We start from the raw sequence: 20,356 nt of genomic DNA, 5'->3' as shown, positions 1-20,356 counted from the left end.
GTGTGTCAGGCGGCGCGGACGAAGCGCTTCGAAAGCGAGGCCGGCTTGTGGAGCGGCACGCGGCGGAGCATTTCGAGCGCGAACAGGCGCGCGTTCTGCCGGGCCTTGTCGAGATTGCTGATGCGGTTCTCGTCCATCGTGTAGAGCGTGCCGCCGAGATCGAAGATGTCGCGGAAGGCGGCGCGTTCGATGATCGGCGTGTCCAGCACTTCGACCTTGCGTTCGGCAAGCAGCGTCTTGACCGCAAGCAGGGCGCGGGTGGTGACCATCGAGTTGACGCGGGTCAGCACCACCGAATGCGGCACGCGCAGATTGGCCTTTTCCTCGAGATAGCGCAGCAGTTCCAGCACGTTGGCGCCGCCTTGGGCGTCCATGGCGCAGCCCTGGATCGGGATCAGCACGTGGTCGGAAAGCCCGATCGCCTTGGCAAGCAGCGGGCTCTGCGCGCCCGGCAGGTCGAGCACGAAATAATCGGTCTTGTGGCGGTTCTCGGAAATATGCCGGTCGATCGAAGCCTGCGTCACGTAGGAAATGACGTTGAGCTTCTCATTGTGCGGCGAGAGCATGTGCCAGCGGGTGATCCAGTATTGCGGATCGGCATCCAGGATCGTGACGCGGTAGCCTTGCTCAACGAGTTCGGTTGCAAGAAGAAGCACAGCGGTGGTCTTGCCCGCTCCGCCCTTGGTGTTGGCAAAGGTAATGACTGGCATCTTGGGTCCCTGTCCGGCTACGAGCGTAAGATTGCTCTCTCACCGCACCCTCATGATGCGTTGCCCCATTCTTGCCAAACATGGTTAACGAGACGTGAAAAATCCGTTGCCAGATCTTACCGCCGACGATCGGCGGCGAGGATTTCCCGGGCGATCTGTTCGAGCGAAACGACCTTGTCGACGCCGCCATGGGCGATGGCTTCCTTGGGCATGCCGAAGACGACGGACGACGCCTCGTCCTGGGCAACCGTATAGGCTCCCGCCTGATGCATCTCGTTCATGCCGCGGGCGCCGTCGTCGCCCATGCCGGTCATGATCACGCCCATGGCGTTGCCGCCGGCCGAGCGGGCGGCAGACCGGAACAGCACATCGACCGAAGGCCGATGGCGGCTGACGAGCGGACCCGAGCGGATCGAGACCTCGTAACGCGCGCCGCGCCGTTCGAGCAGCATATGCTTGTCCCCGGGGGCAATCAGCACGTGGCCACGCAGCACGGGATCGCCGTCGGCGGCTTCCTTGACCTCTACTTCGCAGAGGCTGTTGAGGCGCTTGGCGAAGGCGGCGGTGAATTTTTCCGGCATGTGCTGGACGATGACCATGCCCGGAGAATTGGCTGGCAGGGCTTCGAGAAGCTCGCGCAGGGCCTCGGTTCCGCCGGTCGAGGCGCCGACGCAGACCACCATCTCGGTGGTCTTTGCCATGGCTCCGGCTCTGGGAGGTGGAAGCACCGCGTCCGCCGTCAGCTTGGCGGTCGTTCCGCCGTCAGAGATGCGTGACGGGCGCAGCCGGCCGACGCGGGCGCGAGCGGCTCCCTTGACCGCGGTGCGGATCCTTTCGCCGGATTCGGCAAGGTGGTCGGCCGCGCCGATCTTCGGCTTCAGGATGATGTCGACTGCGCCCGCCTCAAGCGCCTGCATCAGCGTTTCCGAGCCGCTTTCGGTCAAAGACGAGCACATCACCACCGGAATGGGATGCTGGGACATCAGCTTGCGCAGGAAGGTGATGCCGTCCATCTGCGGCATTTCCACATCGAGCGTGATGACGTCGGGGATTTCCTCGCGCAGCTTCCGCGCGGCCATGAAGGGATCGCTGGCCGCGCCTATCACTTCGATATCCGGGTCTGCAGACAGGACTGCCGTCAGGGTCTGGCGGACGCTGGCGGAGTCATCGATGATCAGAACTCGGATTTTGCCGCTCATGGTTCATACCCGCTTGAACACAGTATTTGCCACCTGCCTGATCGGCAGATCGAAGCCGGTCACGGTTTCAGAATGACCGATAAACAGATAGCCTCCGGGAAGCAGGGCTTCGCAAAGGCGTGACAGCACATGCTGCTGAGTAGGCTTATCAAAATAGATCAGCACGTTGCGGCAGAAGATCATGTGCATAGGATCGCCGATGGGATAGGCGTTATCCATCAGGTTCAGCCGCGCGAAACCGACGCGCGAGCGCAGTTTCGGCGAAATCCGCACTTCCTGCCGCCGGCTGTCGGACGAACGCATGACATATTTGCTCATCATGTCGGCCGGAACGGGCGCCAGGAGATCGCTCTGATAGATGCCGCGCTGGGCCTTCTGCAGCACGTCGGTCGACAGATCGGTGGCAAGCACGAAATAGTCGCGTTCCGGCGTCGACGAGCTCAAAAATTCCGAAAGCACCATGGCCATCGTATAGGGTTCGGCGCCCGTCGAGCAGGCTGAACTCCAGGTGCGGATGCGCCGGTCGGGGTAGGTTTTCAGGATGTCCGGCAACGCTGCCTGGATCATGTAGTCGAAGTGCTTCGGCTCGCGGAAGAAGTCGGTTTTGTTGGTGGTCACCGCATCGATGAGGAAGATCGATTCGGCCTCGATACCCCCGTGCTTGAAGAGGTAGTCGCAATAACTGTCGAAGGTCGGCATGGCCGTGACGCGCAGGCGCCGGCGAAGCCGTCCTTCGAGCATGGTCAACTTGCTGTGCGGCATCTTGATGCCGCTATAGTCGTAGATGTACTTCGAAAGCAGATCGAAGTTGCGCTTGCTCAGCCGGTCGTCGAGCGGCTGGCTCCTCATTGCTGCACTCACGCGCATGCCCCCGTACAAGAACCTATTCGGTTATGCGAATTCCATCATGCGACCTGGGACTGCGGCCCCACATCGGAGAGTGCCGACCCGGAATCCGAAAACAGCCGTGCAAGGTCGACAACGACAACGAAGCCGCTCTCCCGGCGCACCACGCCGGCGATGTAGTCGGAGCGCCAGCGTATCCCGATATCCGGCGCCGTCTCGATCTGTTCCTTGCGGAACGGCACCACTTCGAAGACCCGGTCCGCGACGAGGCCGAGCACCAGGACGCGATCGGCGACCGGCACATCGAGCACGAGGATGCGGGTATGCGGCGTCTTTACCGTTCTCGTCATGCCGAGGCGAAGACGAAGGTCGATCACCGGGACGCCCTGTCCGCGCACGTCGCGCAGGCCGAGCAGATAGTCCGGCCCGTGCGGGATCTTGAACGGCTCCTCGTGGTCGAGGATCTCGCGGACCACCTCCACGGGGACCGCGAAAATCTCGTCGCCGAGGCTGAAGGTTACGAACTGGGATTCGGAGGATATGCCTGCCATTACGCGCTCTCCCTGAAATCGTCATCGTCCGCGTCCGGGCCGCCCATCGACAGGTCGAGGGCAAACCCTTTCAAGCGGGCCTGTTGTGCGTTGACCGAATGACCGGCCGAATAGGCCTTGGACGTCGGCTGTGGTCTGGATTTTGCCGGTGCGGGCTTGGCGACCGTGACCGGCTGGCTCCGCTGCTTGGATCCGGCCCGATCGACCTTGAAGAAGGCGATCGAGGCCTGGAGTTCTTCGGCCTGGGCGGCGAGTTCTTCCGAAGTCGCCGACATCTGTTCGGAGGCCCCGGCATTCTGCTGGGTCACCTTGTCGAGCTGCTGGATCGCTTCGTTGATCTGGCTGGCGCCGATATCCTGCTCGCGGCAGGCGGCCGATATTTCCGACACGAGTTCCGCGGTCTTGTGGATGTCCGGCACCAGCTTGTTGAGCATCTCGCCGGCTTCCGTCGCGACCTGCACCGTTTCGCCGGAGAGGGCGCTGATTTCGGCAGCGGCAGCCTGGCTGCGCTCGGCAAGCTTGCGCACTTCCGAGGCGACGACCGCAAAGCCCTTGCCATGTTCGCCGGCACGTGCGGCTTCCACCGCAGCGTTCAGGGCGAGAAGGTCGGTCTGGCGGGCGATCTCTTGGACGATCGAGATTTTTTCCGCAATCGTCCGCATCGCCGAGACGGCGCGGCCGACAGCCTGGCCAGAGCTTTCCGCATCTCGCGACGACTGGCGGGCGATCTTTTCCGTCTGTGCAGCGTTGTCGGCGTTCTGCTTGATGTTGGCGGCCATCTGCTCCATCGAGGCGGACGCTTCTTCGGCAGAAGACGCCTGTTCGGTCGCGCCCTGGCTCAGCTGCTCCGAGCTCGATGAAAGTTCCTGGCTGCCCGAGGAGACGTTGTTCGACGCAGCAAGCGCATCGGCAACGACGCCGCGCAGGCGCTCCACCATGCTCTGAAGGGCGAGGCCTAGTGTATCCTTGTCGGAAAGCGGCTTCGGCGAAATGGTCAGGTCGCCATTGGCAATCTGGTCAGCGACATGCGAGGTCGTGCGCAGATTGGTGACCATGCTCTGCATGGCAATCCCGAGCACATCCTTGTCGGAAAGCGGCTTGGCATCGACAGAAAGGTCGCCCTCGGAAATCCGCTCGGCAATTGCCGCCGTGTTGCGCAGATTGCCGGTCATCACGTTGATGGTATCGATCAGATCCTTGATCTCGTCATTCGTCTTGACCTCGACCTTCTGGTTGAGGTCGCCGATCGCCACTGCATTGGCAACGGACGCAATCTTCTTGAGGCCGTTGTTGATGCCGAACGTGATCCACAGGGCGGCGCCGATGGCGATCAGCACGGCCGCAACCGAGGCGACACTCAAGACCATCATCGTCGAGGCGAACAGATCCTGGTTCGCTTTTTCGGTATTTGCCATGCCCCTGCGCTGGATATCGAGGAGAACCTTGATGGCCTCGCCCATATCGGCGGTCATGGTGCGCAGATCGCCCATGGAGAGCGCCAGGGCGCCGGCCTGGTCGCCGCGTGCCTGGATAGCCTGCAGCTCGTCGGATTTCTGCTGGAACTGCTTGCCGATCGTCAGCAGCTTTTCCCAATAGGGCTTGCCTTCCACGGAGGCGATCGAAAGCCCTTCCTGAACGGCCTTGAACATCAGTTCCGTGTTGACGTCCGCTTCCTTGTGGAATTTCGCGGCATCCGCGAGATTGGTCGCAAGCAGCGCGTTCTTCTGGGCGCGCACCGCATCGACCTCGTTCACATTGGCGGTGAGCGCAAGTTCCAGACGACGGACCGGGCCATCGACCATCTTGACGCTGGCGTCGTTGAGGCCGCCAAGGCTCAGGCTGCCGTAGACTGCAATGCCGACCAAGAGCAGCGTCAACAGGGCGAAAGCCAATCCCAATTTCAGTTTGATTGTAAACCGCATCTTAAATCCCCCAGTTCCTTCAAAAAGCCGACAAAGCTGCCTTACATTTCTGAGATGCGATCGAACAAAGCCTGACCCTAAGGCCGATAAGCCGGCGGCAGGAACCTCTTCGTTGTTCGCACCAACGTAGTCACGCTGGCGATCACGGGGCCGCCTGGCGGCCCCGCTTATTGATCAGGAAGCGCTCAGGCGCTTTCCCGGAAGTCGTCGTCGTCAGAATCAGGGCCGCCCATCGACATATCGAGGGCAAATCCCTTGGCGCGTGCCTGCTGGGATGCGACCGAATGGCCGGTCGGCCGGTGCGCAGGAGCTTTCGACGGCTGTTTTGCGCCAGGCTTTGCGGCTGCGTGAACCTTGACGCCCGGCTGAGGCCGAGCCTTCCCGCCGGCGCGTTCGACCTTGAAAAAGGCGATCGAGGCCTGCAGCTCTTCGGCCTGGGCGGCGAGTTCTTCGGAGGTCGCCGACATCTGTTCGGAGGCGCCGGCATTCTGCTGGGTCACCTTGTCGAGCTGCTGGATCGCTTCGTTGATCTGGGCTGCGCCGACGTCCTGCTCGCGGCAGGCGGCGGAGATTTCCGAGACCAGCTCGGCCGTCCTGTGGATGTCCGGCACCAGCTTGTTGAGCATTTCGCCGGCGTCCGTCGCGACCTGCACCGTCTCACCAGAGAGGGCGCTGATTTCGGCAGCGGCAGCCTGGGAACGCTCGGCAAGCTTGCGGACTTCCGAAGCGACGACCGCAAAACCCTTGCCGTGTTCGCCGGCACGGGCGGCTTCCACCGCAGCGTTCAGGGCGAGAAGGTCGGTCTGGCGGGCGATCTCCTGGACGATCGAGATCTTCTCGGCGATCGTGCGCATGGCACCGACCGCACGGGAGACGGCTTCGCCACTTGCTTCCGCGTCCTTCGACGACTGGCGGGCGATCTTTTCCGTCTGGGCGGCGTTGTCGGCGTTCTGCTTGATGTTGGCCGCCATCTGCTCCATCGAGGCGGAGGCTTCTTCGGCCGACGAGGCCTGTTCGGTCGCACCCTGGGACAGCTGTTCCGAGCTCGCGGAAAGCTCCTGGCTGCCGGACGAGACGTTGTTCGACGCCGCAAGCGCATCGGCAACGACGCCGCGCAGGCGTTCCACCATGCTCTGAAGGGCGAGGCCTAGTGTGTCCTTGTCGGAAAGCGGCTTCGGCGAGACGGTAAGGTCGCCGTTCGAAATCTGGTCGGCGATGATTGCAGTGTTGCGCAGGTTGCCGGTCATCACGTTGAGGGTGTTGACCAGATCCTTGATTTCATCGTTCGTCTTGATCTCGACCTCCTGGTTGAGATCGCCGACCGCCACCGCATTGACGGCATCCATGATCTTGCGCAGCCCTTTACCGATGCCGAGTGCAATCCACAGGGCGGCGATGATCGCAATCACCAATGCGATACCCGTCAGGCCGATTATGAAGTTTCGTGTCGTCTGATATTGCTCATCCGTATCGCGGTCGGCCTGTTCCATCAGGTCCTTGTTGGCCTCCACGCGCGCTTGGATCGTTTTTTCGATGTCGTCGATGACGGCGCGCCCGTCGCCTTTTGCAAGGGTGAGGGCCTGGTCGGCATTTCCATTGCGTACCGCCGACCGGATCGCGTCGTCGATACTGAAAAGCCGCTCGGCTTTCGTCGCCACGTCTCCCCAGGCCTTCCGGGCCTCATCCGTGGCCGAGAGATCCTGGAGCTTCTTCAGCGTCTCGTTGAAAAGCTTACGGTTGCGGTCGCTGGCCTGGATGTACTTGTCGATATCCTCTGCCGTTTCCGACGTCGCAAGGTTCATCTGCGCACGCGCAATGCGCAATTGGGTGCCCGAGAAATTTTCGGCTAGTTCCAGCCGCAATGCCGGACCGGCAATCAAGGCGCTGATGGCGGAATTGAGGTTGGCGAGGCTGTAAATTCCGTAGCCGGCGGTGACACCCAGAAGGCAAATCATCAGGCCGAAAGCCAGTCCTAGTTTTAGCTTAATCGTAAATCGCATAGCCCTATCCCCTCAAGGCAATAAAGTGCATCGGTTATTGCTTCCCTCCCCAACGGGCGGAAACGTTTGAAAACGAGAAGACCGATACATTCACCCTTCTGCGACGGTCCGGCTGTCCGGACATTCTCCCGCTTACATGCGGGAGGCGATCCCGGATCTCTGTCGATCCGGGATCGTTCAATTTCTTCAGGCGCTTTCGCGGAAGTCCGCGTCGTCGGCATCCGGTCCGCCCATCGACATGTCGAGGGCAAAACCCTTGGCGCGGGCTTGCTGGCTGAGCACCGAATGATCGGCCTTGTGAGACGGCTGGCCCGCAGCGCGGCGCATCGGGGCCGGCTTGCCAGTGGGCTTGTGGGCCGCAACGGTAGACGGAGCCCGCTTGACCTGCTTTTTGCCGCCGGCCTGATCGACCCGGAAGAAGGCGATCGAGGCCTGCAGTTCTTCGGCCTGCGAGGCAAGTTCTTCGGAGGTCGCCGACATCTCTTCGGAGGCGCCGGCATTCTGCTGGGTCACCTTGTCGAGCTGCTGGATCGCTTCGTTGATCTGGCTGGCGCCGATATCCTGCTCGCGGCAGGCGGCGGAGATTTCCGACACGAGTTCCGCGGTCTTCTGGATGTCCGGCACCAGCTTGTTGAGCATTTCGCCGGCTTCCGTGGCGACCTGCACCGTATCGCCGGAAAGCGCGCTGATCTCGGCAGCGGCGGCCTGGGACCGTTCGGCAAGCTTGCGGACTTCCGAGGCGACGACCGCAAAGCCCTTGCCATGTTCGCCGGCACGGGCGGCTTCCACCGCGGCGTTCAGGGCGAGAAGGTCGGTCTGGCGGGCGATTTCCTGGACGATCGAGATCTTCTCGGCGATCGTGCGCATCGCGCCGACGGCACGGCCGACAGCCTGGCCGGATGCTTCGGCGTCGCGGGACGACTGGCGGGCGATCTTTTCGGTCTGGGCGGCGTTGTCGGCGTTCTGCTTGATGTTGGCCGCCATCTGTTCCATCGAGGCGGAGGCCTCTTCGGCCGACGAGGCCTGTTCGGTCGCGCCCTGGGACAGCTGTTCCGAGCTTGCCGAAAGCTCCTGGCTGCCGGACGAGACGTTGTCGGATGCGGCGAGCGCATCGCCGACGACGCCGCGCAGGCGCTCGATCATGGTGTTGACGTAGCCAAGCAGTTCGCCGATCTCGTCCTTGCTGGTGATCGAGGCAAACTTGGTCAGGTCACCGTCGGCGACGTTCTGTACTGCCGTTACCGCATTGCGCAGACCCCTGTTGATCGAAAGGGCGATCCAGAGGGCGGCCAGCACGGCGACCAGGAAGGCGAAGCCCGCGACCGAAATCATGATCAGGCGGGTCTGGGCGTAATCCAGATCGGTTTGTTTGTCGGCCTCGTTGAGGCGGCTCTCCTCGAGTTTGACCACATCCGAAAGCAGCGCGTCGATCTCGTTGGTGACGGCGCGGGCCTCATTGTTGGAAATGCGCAGCGCGGAGGCTGAGTCACCGCCGAGCATGGAGTTGCGGATCCGGTCGTCCTGCTTGCGGAATTCGGCCGTGAAACCTGCAAGCTTCGCCCAAAGAACCTTGCCCTGTTCGGTTGCGTGCGCTTCAACCGTCTTGAGCGTCTCGTCAAAAACGCGGCGGGCCTCATCGCCCTTTGCGATATATCCCTGCATCTCTCCAGGATTGGCAGCCAGAAGCAGGTTCTTCTGCTGCCGGATCTGCTGGAGCTGCTCGTTGTTGAGGTTCTGGGCCAGTTTCAGACGCAGAGCCGGTCCCTGCAGCACGTTTTCGAGCGTGTCGTTGAGGCTGCCGAGGCTGAAGATGCCGTAGGTGGCGGTCGCCAGCAGCATGATGATGATGAAACCGAATGCTGAAGCCAGTTTAAGCTTGATTGAAGCGTGCATTTTGTGAATCCATCGAAAGGGTGATCAACCGTGGGAAGCCCCGGTCGCGGAACGGTCGTGTTGGGCAGAGAAGATCGCCTGGAGATTGGGGAGGATGATGAACTCCGCCCCCCGCTTGACGAGGCAATCGATAAAATCCGGCCGCCAGCGCATGCCCACGCTCGGCGGCGGTTCGCCGGCGGCGCGGAGCAGGGTGGTGACCTCATGCACTTTATCTGTACGGATACCCGCAAGAACCGGTTCGCCGCCGATGTTGATCGCGATCACGATGATCCGGCTGTCGATCGTCGGCTTGGTCGCTTCCATGCCGAATGCAAGCCGGATGTCGGCGAGCGGAATGACCTTGCCCCGGAAGTTGATGACGCTGCCGACGAAGGCTTTTGCGCCGGGAACCATGGTCTCGGGCAGGAGATCGAGGATTTCCTGCACGCTCACCGCTTCCAGCGCGAACATCTCGCCGGCGATGTCGAATGTCAGGACTTCCAGCTCGTCGCGGCCGCCCCATAGGTTTTCGGAGATCTTTCTGACTGCTTCGTTCATCCGGCCGCGCGCAGATGCGCCTCCTGTTGTTGTCCTTCGGCCACGAGATGGCCGACATCGAGGATCAGCGCCACGTCCCCGTCGCCGAGGATGGTCGCGCCCGAGAAGGTGGCGACGTCATGGTGCAGCTTCGACATTCCCTTGATGACCGTCTGGTGGTCGCCGATGATCTGGTCGACGACCAGGCCCACCCGCTCGGAACCCGTCGAGACGACGACTACCTTCTGGAAGGGATCGGGCTTGGTGCCGGTGCGGAAGAGGTCGCGAAGCCTGAGGAACGGCACCAGGCTGTCGCGCAGCGAGATGAAGCTGCGGCCGCGTGAGCGCATGTCTTCTTCGATCGGAAGTTCGAGGCATTCCTCTACCGCCGAAAGCGGAATGACATAGCGGCCGTCGCCGACCCGTACGAGCAGTCCGTCGATGATCGCGAGCGTCAGCGGGATGGCCAGCGAAATCTCGGAGCCCTTGCCAACGTGGCTTGTGACGTTGATCGTGCCGCGCAACGCGTCGATCGTCCGCTTGACTACGTCCATGCCGACGCCGCGGCCGGAAAGGTTGGTGACCGTCTGGGCCGTCGAGAAGCCGGGCTGGAAGATCAGCTGATAGAGTTCCTGGTCGGTGAGGTTGGCATTGGGTGCGATGAGACCGGAGGATTCCGCCTTGGCCCGCACCCGCTCCTTGTTGATCCCGCGGCCGTCGTCCTTGATGGTGATGATGACTTCGCCGGCCTGCTGGCGGGCGGAAAGCAGGATGTGGCCCGCCTCCGGCTTGCCGGCGGCGCGTCGCTCCTCGGGCGTCTCGAGACCATGGTCGCATGAATTGCGCACGAGATGCACGAGGGGATCGGCAAGGCGTTCGATCACGCTCTTGTCGACTTCCGTGGTTTCGCCCTCGGTCAACAGCTCGATCGTCTTGCCGGTTTCATGCGCCAGATCGTGTACCAGCCGGCGGAAGCGGCCGAAGAGTTGCGTGACCGGCACCATGCGCAGCACCATCATCGTATCCCGCAGTTCGCCGGAAAGGCGTTCCACGTCTTCCGAGACGGCCCTCAGCTGCAGATCGCCGCTGCCGCCTGCGAGCTGGCTGAGGCGCGACTGGGCGATCACGAGCTCGCCGACCCGGTCCATCAGCTCGTCGAGCTTTTCGGCCGGCACACGGACGTTTTCGGCGGTCTTTTTCTGCTTTGCATCGACAGGTGCCGGAGCAATCGGCGCAGGCGAGGCGACCGGTGCCGCGGCAGCGGCCTGGGTTGCCGCGGCAGGCCCGGCTTCCGTACTCGCCGTTTCGGTCTTGCCCGGCGTTCCGGCAGCGAGCGGAGGCTCCACCGTGACGACGTCGAGCTGCATCTCGTCCATGACGAAGATGAACACGTCGTCGATCGCCGAACGCGGTTGGGTGGTCAGGAGCTCGACTTCCCAGGAGATATAAAGATCGGTCGGGGCGAGAAGTTCGAGCGATGGGATGGCGGACCGGTCCGCCACGATCTTGCACTCGCCGAGCTCGCGCAGTTCGTCGAGAAGCGGCAGCGGATTGGTGCCGTTTGCCATCGCGTTCTGCGGCAGGCTGAAGCGGATCTTGAAATGGTTGCGGCCCGGCGCAGCCTTGGTGGGGCTGGCTGCTCCCGGGCTGTTGGCTCCATCGACGGCGGCGCGCAGATTGGCAAGAAGCGCTTCGCCCGTTGCCTCATGGTCGCCATTCGGCGTGTCGACCAGGGCTCGCATGTGATCCTTGGCTTCCAGAACTGCGGTAACCAGTTCCTGGGTTGCCGGAACCTCGCCCTTGCGGACGCGGTCGAAGGCCGTTTCGCAGTGATGGGTGAAAGCGGCGAGGGCATCGAAGCCGAACATCGCTCCCGATCCCTTCAACGTGTGGAGGCCGCGGAAGACCGCGTCCACCTGATCCTTGTCGCCGAGGTTTACGTTCAGGTCGAGAAGCCCTGCTTCGATCTGTTCCAGAAGCTCGGCCGCTTCTGTCCTGAAAACCGCGATAGGATCGGGAAAGCTCATCTGCCGAGTACCTTTCGGACGATCTTGACCAGGCTTTCCGGGTCGAATGGTTTGGTGAGCCAGCCGGTGGCACCGGCGGCCTTGGCTTCCTGCTTGATGTCGTTGTCGGATTCCGTCGTCAGGAAGATGACCGGAACGCCCATATGGGCCGGCATCTTGCGCAGTTCGCGGATCATCGTCAGGCCGTCCATGTTCGGCATGTTCAGATCGGTGACGATCAGGTCGAACTGTCCGGCCTTGAGTTTGGCGATGCCGTCCAGGCCATCAACGGCCTCGGTGATCTGATATCCGGCGTTGCTGAGGGCGACGCGCGTCGTCAGCCGGATGCTGGCGGAATCGTCCACTGTTAAGATGCTGGCGCTCATTGAATACCCCCTTGATGAAGCCAGAATTTCAGATCTTCGACGGACATCCCTTCGAGGAAGCCGCTGCGCTTCAGAACATCGAGCGTCGAGCCGCTGGCGGGCCGGGCCAACGCGATGTGCTTCCCGGCGGTATCGGCATAGATGCGTGCCGCCTCCAGGAGCTGAATGAAGCTGATGTCCACCTGGCAGTCATCGTCGAGTTCGATGGTTGCGGAGGCGGTCTTGTCGAGAAATTGCAGCATTTCCTGCTGGACGATGGTGATCGCGCGAACGGTGAGGTTCTGCGGCAGGCGAAGGCAATCTTCTTTAACATCGGAAGCAGGCATTGTTACCTCAAGATAATTCCGAAAGAGCTGAAATAGTTGGCCGAATTTGAACTTGCATCGTTAATGGTGGGTTAATCGCTTATGGCGACTTTTCGCGAAACAATACTTGCAGGTTGTATTTTGCACCATCGCGGAGACGGAAAAATTAACCACAAGTCGCAAATGAAGCTGAGTATTCCGCGAGAATTAACCCCTGCGCGCTCACAGTCCTTTTCGCACGGGACAAACCGTATCGGCAATCTGCCGGTGCGGGTCGTTCCAGAACAATACAGACGAGTCATCGTCGCTATCTTCAGCAGGCAGAGGTCCCGCGGGACCTGAAAGGTGAGGCAAAGTGGCTGTCAGGGCATCCATTTTCGACATCGCGAGTAGTTCGACGGGCGTTCTTGCCTTCGTCGACCGGATGGAAACGGCGCGGTCGCGTATCGAGGAACGCTTTCTTGACGGTGGGGCGGCGCTCCTGTCGATCCTTGACGTGCTGAACAAGCTGATCAGCTCTCTCGACCAGTTGACCGGTTCGCTGGATGAAGGAACGGCAAACGCCACGATGGCCGAGTTGAAGAGCACGGTCGAGCGCCTGTCGCACCTGACCAGGCTCGAATCCGGGCGCCAGATCGGCTTCCAGGAAATAGCCTGCGCAGAGCGCAAGCTCCGGCCCCAGATCGAGGAGATGCAGGAAACGCTGCGCTATCTGCGCACTTTCGCCGTGACCGCCAAGATCACCGGTGCCGGCATCTCTGATTTCGCCGGTTTCGCGGAGGAAATTCTTGCAAGAATTCAGGAGGGCTCGGGCCAGGTCAACGATCTGGCCGGCAAGCTGAGCACCCTCGGCCACGGTCTTGGACCTGTGATGGTCAAGGGAAAGGCGATCCTGGCGAGCTACGAGCAAACGGTGCCGCAGATCGTCGTCGGCCTCTCCAACGGTGCCACCGAGATCGGCAAGCACCGCAAGCTGCTGGTCGAGCGCGCCGCGAGGGTGCGTACCGTCGCAAGCGGCATCCAGTCGAAGCTCGCCTCGACGCTGTCGGCCATGCAGGTCGGTGATATCACCCGCCAGCGCATCGAACATTGCCAGTCGAGCCTGCGCATCCTTTCCGAGTATCTGGAGTCGCCCGCGGCCGCCAGGCTGACTGGCGACCAGCGCGAAAGCCTGTCGCTGATCATTCGTAAGCTCGTATCGCTACAGCTCAATCAATCCATCTCCGACTTCGATCGCGATACCGCAAAGATCGTCGCCATCGTCGCAAGCTTCCGGTCCGATCTGTCGCAGATCGAGGCGCTGCGTGCGACGATGACCGATGCCGACAGCGGCGACAACGACAATGCGATCCGGCAGCTCGAGAGCGGCGTGGCCGTAGCTCGCGGTGCCGTGCGCGAAATCGAGGAGGTTGCCCACCACGCCGGTGAGCTCAGCCGGTCGACCAGCGATACAGTCCGCGAACTTCTCAACGGCATCGGCATCGTCAAGGTCGTGCGCACCGACATTCACTATATGGCGCTCAACACCAACCTCCGTTGCGGCAAGATCGGTGAGGAAGGCAGGGCGATCAATGTCGTGACCGCCGAACTGCGCAACTTCGCCGCGGTGCTCGACGAGACTGCCGAAAAGATCCTGATCGAACTCCAGACACTTGAAATCGCTGCCAACAAGCTGACCGGCGCCACTGACGAAGAGAGCGAACAGAGCCTCGACCAGCGTCTGGAAAACGCGCTCGAAAACATCCGAGCCGTCGGCGACCGGATGGATGCCCAGATGCTGGCGCTCGGCGATCAGAGCAAGACGGCAGTCAGCGAGATGGACATCTCGCTCGCCCGGCTGAACTTCAACGCCGAACTCGGCGAGGTGCTGCGCTCCTGCGCCAATGAGATGGAACTCGATGAGGACGTCTTCGAAGCGCCGGGTCTCGAAGAGGCGCTGGCCGATGTCGGTGGCCGCATTGCCCGCCTTTACACAATGGTGAGCGAACGCGAGCTGCACGCGGCACTGCTCGGTACCGAGCCGCCGGTGGAAACCGTTGCCGTCACGACCGCCATGTCCGACGACGATATCGACGACGCCCTGTTCTGATCGGCCTGTGCCTGCAGGAGCCGGGTTTGGTGGGGGCTGCATCCGGCGGCCTGTCCTGTTAAGATAAAGCGAAGGCCGCGCCTTGACCTTTGGGCGCGCCTGGGTCATGTGACCGCCTTTGCTGACGCAGCGCTTGGAATACGGGACGAACCCCGCCAGTGCTCTAGAAGAGAAACACAATGAGCAAGCCAACATCCTCGGCGCCCTCCCAGCGCATGCTTCGCGTTGGCGAACAGGTCCGCGCCGCCATAACCCAGGTCCTCCAGCGCGGCGAAGTGCGCGACGACCTGATCGAGAAGACCGTGATCTCCGTGTCCGAAGTCCGCATGTCGACGGACCTGAAAGTCGCCACGGCCTACGTGACGCCCCTTGGCGTGCCGGATCACGCGGCGGTCATCGAGGCGCTGAACCGCAACGCCAAATACATTCGCGGCCGTATCGGCGGCCAGCTCCGGCAGATGAAATACATGCCGGAAGTCCGCTTCCGCGACGATACCAGCTTCGACAACTACAAGAAGATCGATGAGCTGCTGCGCTCGCCGGAGGTCCAGCGGGATCTCCAAGGCGACAGTGAAGACAAAGAATAGTCAAGAGAACGCATGTCCAAACCCCGCAAACCAAAGGGCCGCCCGGTTTCCGGCTGGCTGATCCTCGACAAGCCGGTGGATTTCGGCTCGACCGAGGCCGTCTCCAAGATCAAGTGGCTGTTCAACGCCCAGAAGGCCGGACACGCCGGCACGCTCGATCCGCTTGCCTCCGGCATGCTGCCGATCGCGCTCGGCGATGCGACGAAGACCGTGCCCTACGTCATGGACGGCCGCAAGATCTATGAATTCGCCGTCAGTTGGGGCGAAGAGCGCTCGACCGACGACCTCGAAGGCGAAGTGACGGCGGCATCGGATACGCGTCCCGACGAACAGTCGATCCGCGATCTCCTGCCGAACTATACCGGCACGATCAGCCAGATCCCGCCGCAGTTCTCGGCGATCAAGATCGCCGGCGAACGCGCCTATGACCTTGCCCGCGACGGCGAGACGGTCGATATCCCATCCCGTGAAGTGGAGATCTTCCGGCTGACGCTGCTTGGCGTGACCGCCGACAAGGCGCATTTCGAGGTGGAATGCGGCAAGGGCACCTATGTGCGCGCGCTCGCCCGCGATTTCGGCCGCGATCTCGGCTGTTATGGCCATATTTCCGAACTGCGCCGCACCTTTGTCGCGCCGTTCGCCGAGGAAAAGATGGTGCCATTGGCCGATCTCGTGGCGCTTGAAGAGATCGAGGACCGCGACGAACGCCTGGCGGCGCTTGATGAGTTCCTGATCGATACCGCCGAGGCGCTGTCCAGCCTGCCGCATCTGCCCGTTACAGACGATCAGGCGCATAGGCTGAAAATGGGCAATCCGGTCATCCTGCGCGGCCGCGACGCACCGCTTGCGGAGGCCGAGGCCTATGCGACGGTCCGCGGCAAGCTGGTCGCCATCGGCGAGATCGGCCAGGGCGAATTCCGGCCGAAGCGGGTGTTCGGCTGAGCGAAACATCCGCTCTTCCAATCCGGGCATGAATGGTTTATAGGCAGCGCCAGCAAGAAGGCAGCCTCTGGCGTTCATTTTGCTTTCACGGCCAATGCTGGACGACATCCCGGCCTTTGGCGTCCCTGTTTCCTCTCAAAAGAAAGGATCATCCGATGTCGATCACTGCCGAGCGTAAGACTGCCCTGATCAAGGAATATGCAACCGTCGAAGGCGACACTGGTTCTCCGGAAGTCCAGGTCGCGATCCTGACCGAGCGCATCAACAACCTGACAGAGCACTTCAAGGGCCACAAGAAGGACAACCACTCCCGTCGTGGCCTGCTGACGATGGTTTCGAGCCGCCGTTCGCTTCTTGACTATCTCAAGAAGAAGGACGAAGGCCGCTACACCAAGCTGATCACCAGCCTGGGTATTCGCCGCTAACAAATTTCCGGCGGGCCTGGGAACAGTGCCCGCCGGACGCCTTTTCGGGCATAGGCCCGATGAAACGCTGGAGCCGCGCTCAAGACTTGCGTGGTGGACTCCCGGCGGACCCGGATGGGCCGGATCTGCCAAACAAACCGTTGACCTGTCATGGGGCAGGATTGCCGGATGCTTTCGGCCAAAGCCCTCGGGGCTTTAGCCACGGCTCCTTTTGAGGATGCCGGCGACGTAAAGCCTCCCGTTGTCTTGCCCATGATGTGTCACATTGATTGCGGTCGACTGTGCGCTGCGCCGATATCGGCGATGCGTGTGCTCCCGCATTGAAGGACAAGACATGTTCAATACACATTCCGTCGAAATCGAATGGGCAGGCCGCCCGCTGAAGCTGGAAACGGGCAAGATCGCCCGCCAGGCTGACGGCGCGGTACTCGCCACCTACGGTGAGACCGTCGTTCTCGCGACCGTCGTTTCCGCCAAGGCTCCGAAGCCTGGCCAGGATTTCTTCCCGCTCACCGTCAACTACCAGGAAAAGACCTATGCCGCCGGCAAGATCCCGGGCGGCTATTTCAAGCGCGAAGGCCGCCCGTCGGAAAAGGAAACGCTGGTTTCCCGCCTGATCGACCGTCCGATCCGCCCGCTCTTCCCGGAAGGCTACAAGAACGACACCCAGGTCGTCGTGACTGTCGTGCAGCACGACCTTGAAAACGATCCGGACGTCTTGTCGATGGTCGCGGCGTCTGCAGCGCTGACGCTCTCCGGCGTTCCCTTCATGGGCCCGGTCGGCGGCGCCCGCGTCGGTTACATCAACGGCGAATACGTCCTGAACCCGCATCTCGACGAGATGGACGAGTCCACCCTCGACCTCATTGTCGCCGGTACGGGCGATGCCGTCCTGATGGTTGAATCCGAAGCCAAGGAACTCAACGAAGACATCATGCTCGGCGCCGTCATGTTCGGTCACCGTGGCTTCCAGCCGGTCATCGACGCGATCATCAAGCTCGCCGAAGTTGCCGCCAAGGAGCCCCGCGAGTTCGAACCGGAAGACCATTCCGAACTCGAAGCCGAAATGCTCAAGCATTTCGAAGCCGAGCTTCGCGAAGGCTACAAGATCACCCAGAAGGCTGACCGCTACGCAGCCGTCGACGCCGTCAAGGCGAAGGTCAAGGCACACTTCTTCCCGGAAGGCGTCGAGCCGAAGTACAGCGCCGAAGTCATCGGTGCCGTCTTCAAGCACCTGCAGGCCAAGATCGTTCGCTGGAACATCCTCGACACCAAGAGCCGCATTGACGGCCGCGACCTGTCGACCGTTCGTCCGATCGTCTCGGAAGTCGGCATCCTGCCGCGCACCCACGGTTCTGCCCTCTTCACCCGCGGCGAGACCCAGGCGATCGTTGTCGCCACGCTCGGTACCGGCGAAGACGAGCAGTACGTGGACAGCCTGACGGGCATGTACAAGGAACGCTTCCTGCTGCACTACAACTTCCCGCCCTACTCGGTCGGTGAAACGGGCCGCATGGGCTCCCCGGGCCGCCGCGAAATCGGCCACGGCAAGCTCGCATGGCGCGCCATCCGCCCGATGCTGCCGACCGCCGAGCAGTTCCCTTACACGCTGCGCGTCGTTTCCGAGATCACCGAGTCCAACGGCTCGTCCTCGATGGCGACCGTCTGCGGCACCTCGCTCGCACTGATGGACGCCGGCGTACCGCTGGCAAAGCCCGTTGCCGGTATCGCCATGGGCCTCATCCTCGAAGGTGAACGCTTCGCCGTTCTCTCCGACATCCTCGGCGACGAAGACCACCTCGGCGACATGGACTTCAAGGTAGCGGGTACTGCCGACGGCATCACCTCGCTGCAGATGGACATCAAGATCGCCGGCATCACCGAAGAGATCATGAAGGTCGCGCTCAGCCAGGCACAGGGCGGCCGCAAGCACATCCTCGGCGAAATGGCCAATGCCATTACCGAGAGCCGCGGCCAGCTCGGCGAATTCGCACCGCGCATCGAAGTGATGAACATCCCGGTCGACAAGATCCGCGAAGTTATCGGTTCGGGCGGCAAGGTCATCCGCGAAATCGTCGAAAAGACCGGCGCCAAGATCAACATCGAGGACGACGGCACCGTCAAGATCGCTTCGTCTTCCGGCAAGGAAATCGAAGCGGCCCGCAAGTGGATCCACTCGATCGTTGCCGAGCCGGAAGTTGGCGCTATCTATGAAGGCACGGTCGTCAAGACCGCCGACTTCGGCGCTTTCGTGAACTTCTTCGGCGCCCGCGACGGCCTCGTGCACATCTCGCAGCTCGCTTCTGAGCGCGTTGCCAAGACCCAGGACGTCGTCAAGGAAGGCGACAAGGTCTGGGTCAAGCTGATGGGCTTCGACGAGCGCGGCAAGGTTCGCCTGTCGATGAAGGTCGTTGACCAGGCCACCGGCCAGGAACTCAAGAAGGCTGAAGGCGAAGCCGCCGAATAAGGCCCTCTTTTTCCGAGACATCGAGGCGCGGAAGCTCTTCCGCGCCTTTTGTTTATCTGCTGTCACGAGACGAACCGACGAGACGAGCCATGAGCCGAGACGCCCTCAAGACCCTGTTCCACCCCTTCGATACCGAGGCAGTACCGATGCCGGGCGAAGGCGAGCGTGTGCTCTTCCTGGGCGCCGAGGCCGGCAATGCTTTGCCTGATGGGTTCGCAGCCGAGATCACCGCCGTACAGCCCTTCCGGCCGCTCTTCCGTGGCCTTCGCGAAGGCGCCTTTCCCGAGGCCGAGGGCGAGGGCTACGACGTGGGGCTGGTGCTCTGTGGCAAACATCGCGGCGAGAACGAGAACCGCGTAGCGGAGGCCTTGGAGCGCGTCAGAACGGGCGGCGTGATTATTGTGGCCGGCGGTAAGGAAGACGGCATCCAGCCGCTCCGCAACACTCTGCTGAAGCTTGGCATCGAACTCGACTACACGCCGAAATATCACGGCGTCGCGATATGGTTCGCCAGGCCCGCCGATGCCGATGCGGCGATCAAGGCGTTGAAGAAGTCGACCGTAGTGATCGATGCCCGGTTCGAGGCGGCACCCGGCATGTTCTCCCATGAACGCGTGGATGCGGGCTCGGAACTGCTTGCAGGCCGCCTGCCGACGGATTTCGACGGCAACGCCGCCGATTTCGGCGCCGGCTGGGGTTATCTCTCGGTGATGCTGGCGGAGAAGTCTAAGCGCGTGAACCGTATCGATCTCTTCGAGGCCGACTACCAGGCGCTGGAATTTGCCAAGCGTAACGTCGCGCGCAACTGCCCGGACCTCAACGCCCGTTTCTACTGGCAGGATCTCGGCGCCGAGCCGCCGAAGGAAAAATACGACCTCGTGATCATGAACCCGCCGTTCCACGAGACGCAGGCGACCGATCCCGAACTCGGCAAGACGATGATCCGCACTGCCGCCGCAGCGCTCAAGAACGGCGGCCGCCTGATGCTGGTCGCCAATCGCGGCCTGACCTACGAACCGGTGCTGGCCGAAGGTTTCCGCGAAAGCGGCGAAACTTGCCGCAACGCTCGATTCAAGGTTCTATGGGCGAAGAAGTAAGCCGATCCTAAGCCGCTTCGATATCCTTGCGGGCTGCGCTGGCCAGGAAGGCTGAACGCGTCAGCCCGCGCTCCTTTGCGGCGGCATCGATCGCATCCAGCATGCCCTTCTCGAAAGTCACGTTGGCGCGCACGACGCGTGTATCGTCTTCAATGAAGGGAATTCGCGCGAGGAACGCGCCGTTGGCAAGCTCCGCACGGATTTCGGTGCGGGACATCAGCTCTTCATACGAGGTGGGCACCGGCAGGGGATCATCCTCCGCCCAGAGGCGGAGCGCTTCGATCGCATTCGCGGTCAGATCGTCGTCCACGTCGGAAGCGGAGAAAACCGAAGGCAAATCCGGAAAGCTGATGCCGAAGGCGCTGTCACTGTCCTTGTGCACAAGCGCGATGAAGTATTTCATCGATCTACC

General features: G+C 62.0%; 18 protein-coding genes. 6 read left to right on the top strand and 12 right to left on the bottom strand.

The annotated features are described in order from the left end of the window. Positions 1–5 precede the first annotated feature (5 nt). The 11 genes from ACZ9EJ_RS18190 to ACZ9EJ_RS18140 form a co-directional block, all read right to left on the bottom strand. A complete protein-coding gene (locus ACZ9EJ_RS18190) occupies positions 6–710 on the bottom strand; it encodes a ParA family protein (RefSeq protein WP_046641189.1) in 705 nt (234 codons plus the stop codon). Between the two features lie 116 nt (positions 711–826). Further along, complete coding sequence (locus ACZ9EJ_RS18185) at positions 827–1,909, bottom strand: protein-glutamate methylesterase/protein-glutamine glutaminase (protein WP_046633530.1); 1,083 nt, start codon at positions 1,907–1,909, stop codon at positions 827–829. Between the two features lie 3 nt (positions 1,910–1,912). Further along, complete coding sequence (locus ACZ9EJ_RS18180) at positions 1,913–2,776, bottom strand: CheR family methyltransferase (RefSeq protein ID WP_046641188.1); 864 nt, start codon at positions 2,774–2,776, stop codon at positions 1,913–1,915. 38 nt (positions 2,777–2,814) lie between these two features. Next, positions 2,815–3,306 (bottom strand): chemotaxis protein CheW, encoded by a 492-nt coding sequence (locus ACZ9EJ_RS18175; protein WP_046633534.1) that lies wholly within the window; start codon positions 3,304–3,306, stop codon positions 2,815–2,817. Beyond that, complete coding sequence (locus ACZ9EJ_RS18170; RefSeq protein ID WP_046641187.1) at positions 3,306–5,228, bottom strand: methyl-accepting chemotaxis protein; 1,923 nt, start codon at positions 5,226–5,228, stop codon at positions 3,306–3,308. Before ACZ9EJ_RS18170 ends, ACZ9EJ_RS18175 begins: the two co-directional genes overlap by 1 nt. A gap of 185 nt (positions 5,229–5,413) precedes the next feature. Continuing rightward, positions 5,414–7,228, bottom strand: coding sequence for a methyl-accepting chemotaxis protein (locus ACZ9EJ_RS18165; RefSeq protein ID WP_046641186.1), 1,815 nt, complete (start codon positions 7,226–7,228; stop codon positions 5,414–5,416). A 186-nt stretch (positions 7,229–7,414) separates the two neighbouring features. Beyond that, on the bottom strand, positions 7,415–9,121 hold the full coding sequence (locus ACZ9EJ_RS18160; protein WP_046641185.1) for a methyl-accepting chemotaxis protein: 1,707 nt from the start codon (positions 9,119–9,121) through the stop codon (positions 7,415–7,417). A 24-nt stretch (positions 9,122–9,145) separates the two neighbouring features. Next, positions 9,146–9,661: a chemotaxis protein CheW gene (locus tag ACZ9EJ_RS18155; protein WP_046633542.1), complete on the bottom strand. Its 516-nt coding sequence runs from the start codon at positions 9,659–9,661 to the stop codon at positions 9,146–9,148. Next, a complete protein-coding gene (locus ACZ9EJ_RS18150) occupies positions 9,658–11,667 on the bottom strand; it encodes a chemotaxis protein CheA (protein ID WP_046641184.1) in 2,010 nt (669 codons plus the stop codon). The genes ACZ9EJ_RS18155 and ACZ9EJ_RS18150 overlap by 4 nt, the downstream gene beginning before the upstream one ends. Then, positions 11,664–12,032, bottom strand: coding sequence for a response regulator (locus tag ACZ9EJ_RS18145; RefSeq protein WP_037080177.1), 369 nt, complete (start codon positions 12,030–12,032; stop codon positions 11,664–11,666). The genes ACZ9EJ_RS18150 and ACZ9EJ_RS18145 overlap by 4 nt, the downstream gene beginning before the upstream one ends. Continuing rightward, the gene (locus tag ACZ9EJ_RS18140) at positions 12,029–12,358 is read right to left on the bottom strand and encodes a hypothetical protein (protein ID WP_052764640.1); all 330 of its coding nucleotides are present in this window, start codon (positions 12,356–12,358) and stop codon (positions 12,029–12,031) included. The genes ACZ9EJ_RS18145 and ACZ9EJ_RS18140 overlap by 4 nt, the downstream gene beginning before the upstream one ends. 334 nt (positions 12,359–12,692) lie before the next feature. Here ACZ9EJ_RS18140 and ACZ9EJ_RS18135 point away from each other — a divergent pair, with 334 nt between their 5' ends. The 6 genes from ACZ9EJ_RS18135 to ACZ9EJ_RS18110 all read left to right on the top strand — a co-directional run bounded on the left by ACZ9EJ_RS18135 (position 12,693) and on the right by ACZ9EJ_RS18110 (position 19,944). Next, the gene (locus tag ACZ9EJ_RS18135) at positions 12,693–14,426 is read left to right on the top strand and encodes a hypothetical protein (protein WP_052764639.1); all 1,734 of its coding nucleotides are present in this window, start codon (positions 12,693–12,695) and stop codon (positions 14,424–14,426) included. 179 nt (positions 14,427–14,605) lie between these two features. Continuing rightward, the gene (rbfA, locus tag ACZ9EJ_RS18130) at positions 14,606–15,013 is read left to right on the top strand and encodes a 30S ribosome-binding factor RbfA (RefSeq protein WP_046633547.1); all 408 of its coding nucleotides are present in this window, start codon (positions 14,606–14,608) and stop codon (positions 15,011–15,013) included. A gap of 12 nt (positions 15,014–15,025) precedes the next feature. Further along, a complete protein-coding gene (gene truB / locus ACZ9EJ_RS18125) occupies positions 15,026–15,955 on the top strand; it encodes a tRNA pseudouridine(55) synthase TruB (RefSeq protein WP_046641183.1) in 930 nt (309 codons plus the stop codon). Between the two features lie 155 nt (positions 15,956–16,110). Then, positions 16,111–16,380, top strand: a complete 270-nt coding sequence (gene rpsO, locus ACZ9EJ_RS18120) for a 30S ribosomal protein S15 (protein ID WP_007762572.1) — start codon at positions 16,111–16,113, stop codon at positions 16,378–16,380. A 334-nt stretch (positions 16,381–16,714) separates the two neighbouring features. Continuing rightward, a complete protein-coding gene (gene pnp, locus ACZ9EJ_RS18115) occupies positions 16,715–18,847 on the top strand; it encodes a polyribonucleotide nucleotidyltransferase (protein WP_046633550.1) in 2,133 nt (710 codons plus the stop codon). A gap of 89 nt (positions 18,848–18,936) precedes the next feature. Next, positions 18,937–19,944 carry a class I SAM-dependent methyltransferase gene (locus ACZ9EJ_RS18110; protein WP_046641182.1) on the top strand — a complete coding sequence of 336 codons (1,008 nt, stop codon included), beginning with the start codon at positions 18,937–18,939 and terminating at the stop codon, positions 19,942–19,944. 7 nt (positions 19,945–19,951) lie between these two features. Here ACZ9EJ_RS18110 and ACZ9EJ_RS18105 read toward each other — a convergent pair whose 3' ends face one another. Then, complete coding sequence (locus ACZ9EJ_RS18105; protein ID WP_046641181.1) at positions 19,952–20,347, bottom strand: type II toxin-antitoxin system HicB family antitoxin; 396 nt, start codon at positions 20,345–20,347, stop codon at positions 19,952–19,954. Positions 20,348–20,356: the final 9 nt, after the last annotated feature.

This window comes from Neorhizobium sp. USDA 3394, from assembly GCF_056280385.1.
Note: the sequence above shows the minus strand (reverse complement) of the source record. Positions and strands in the feature narration are given on the sequence as shown.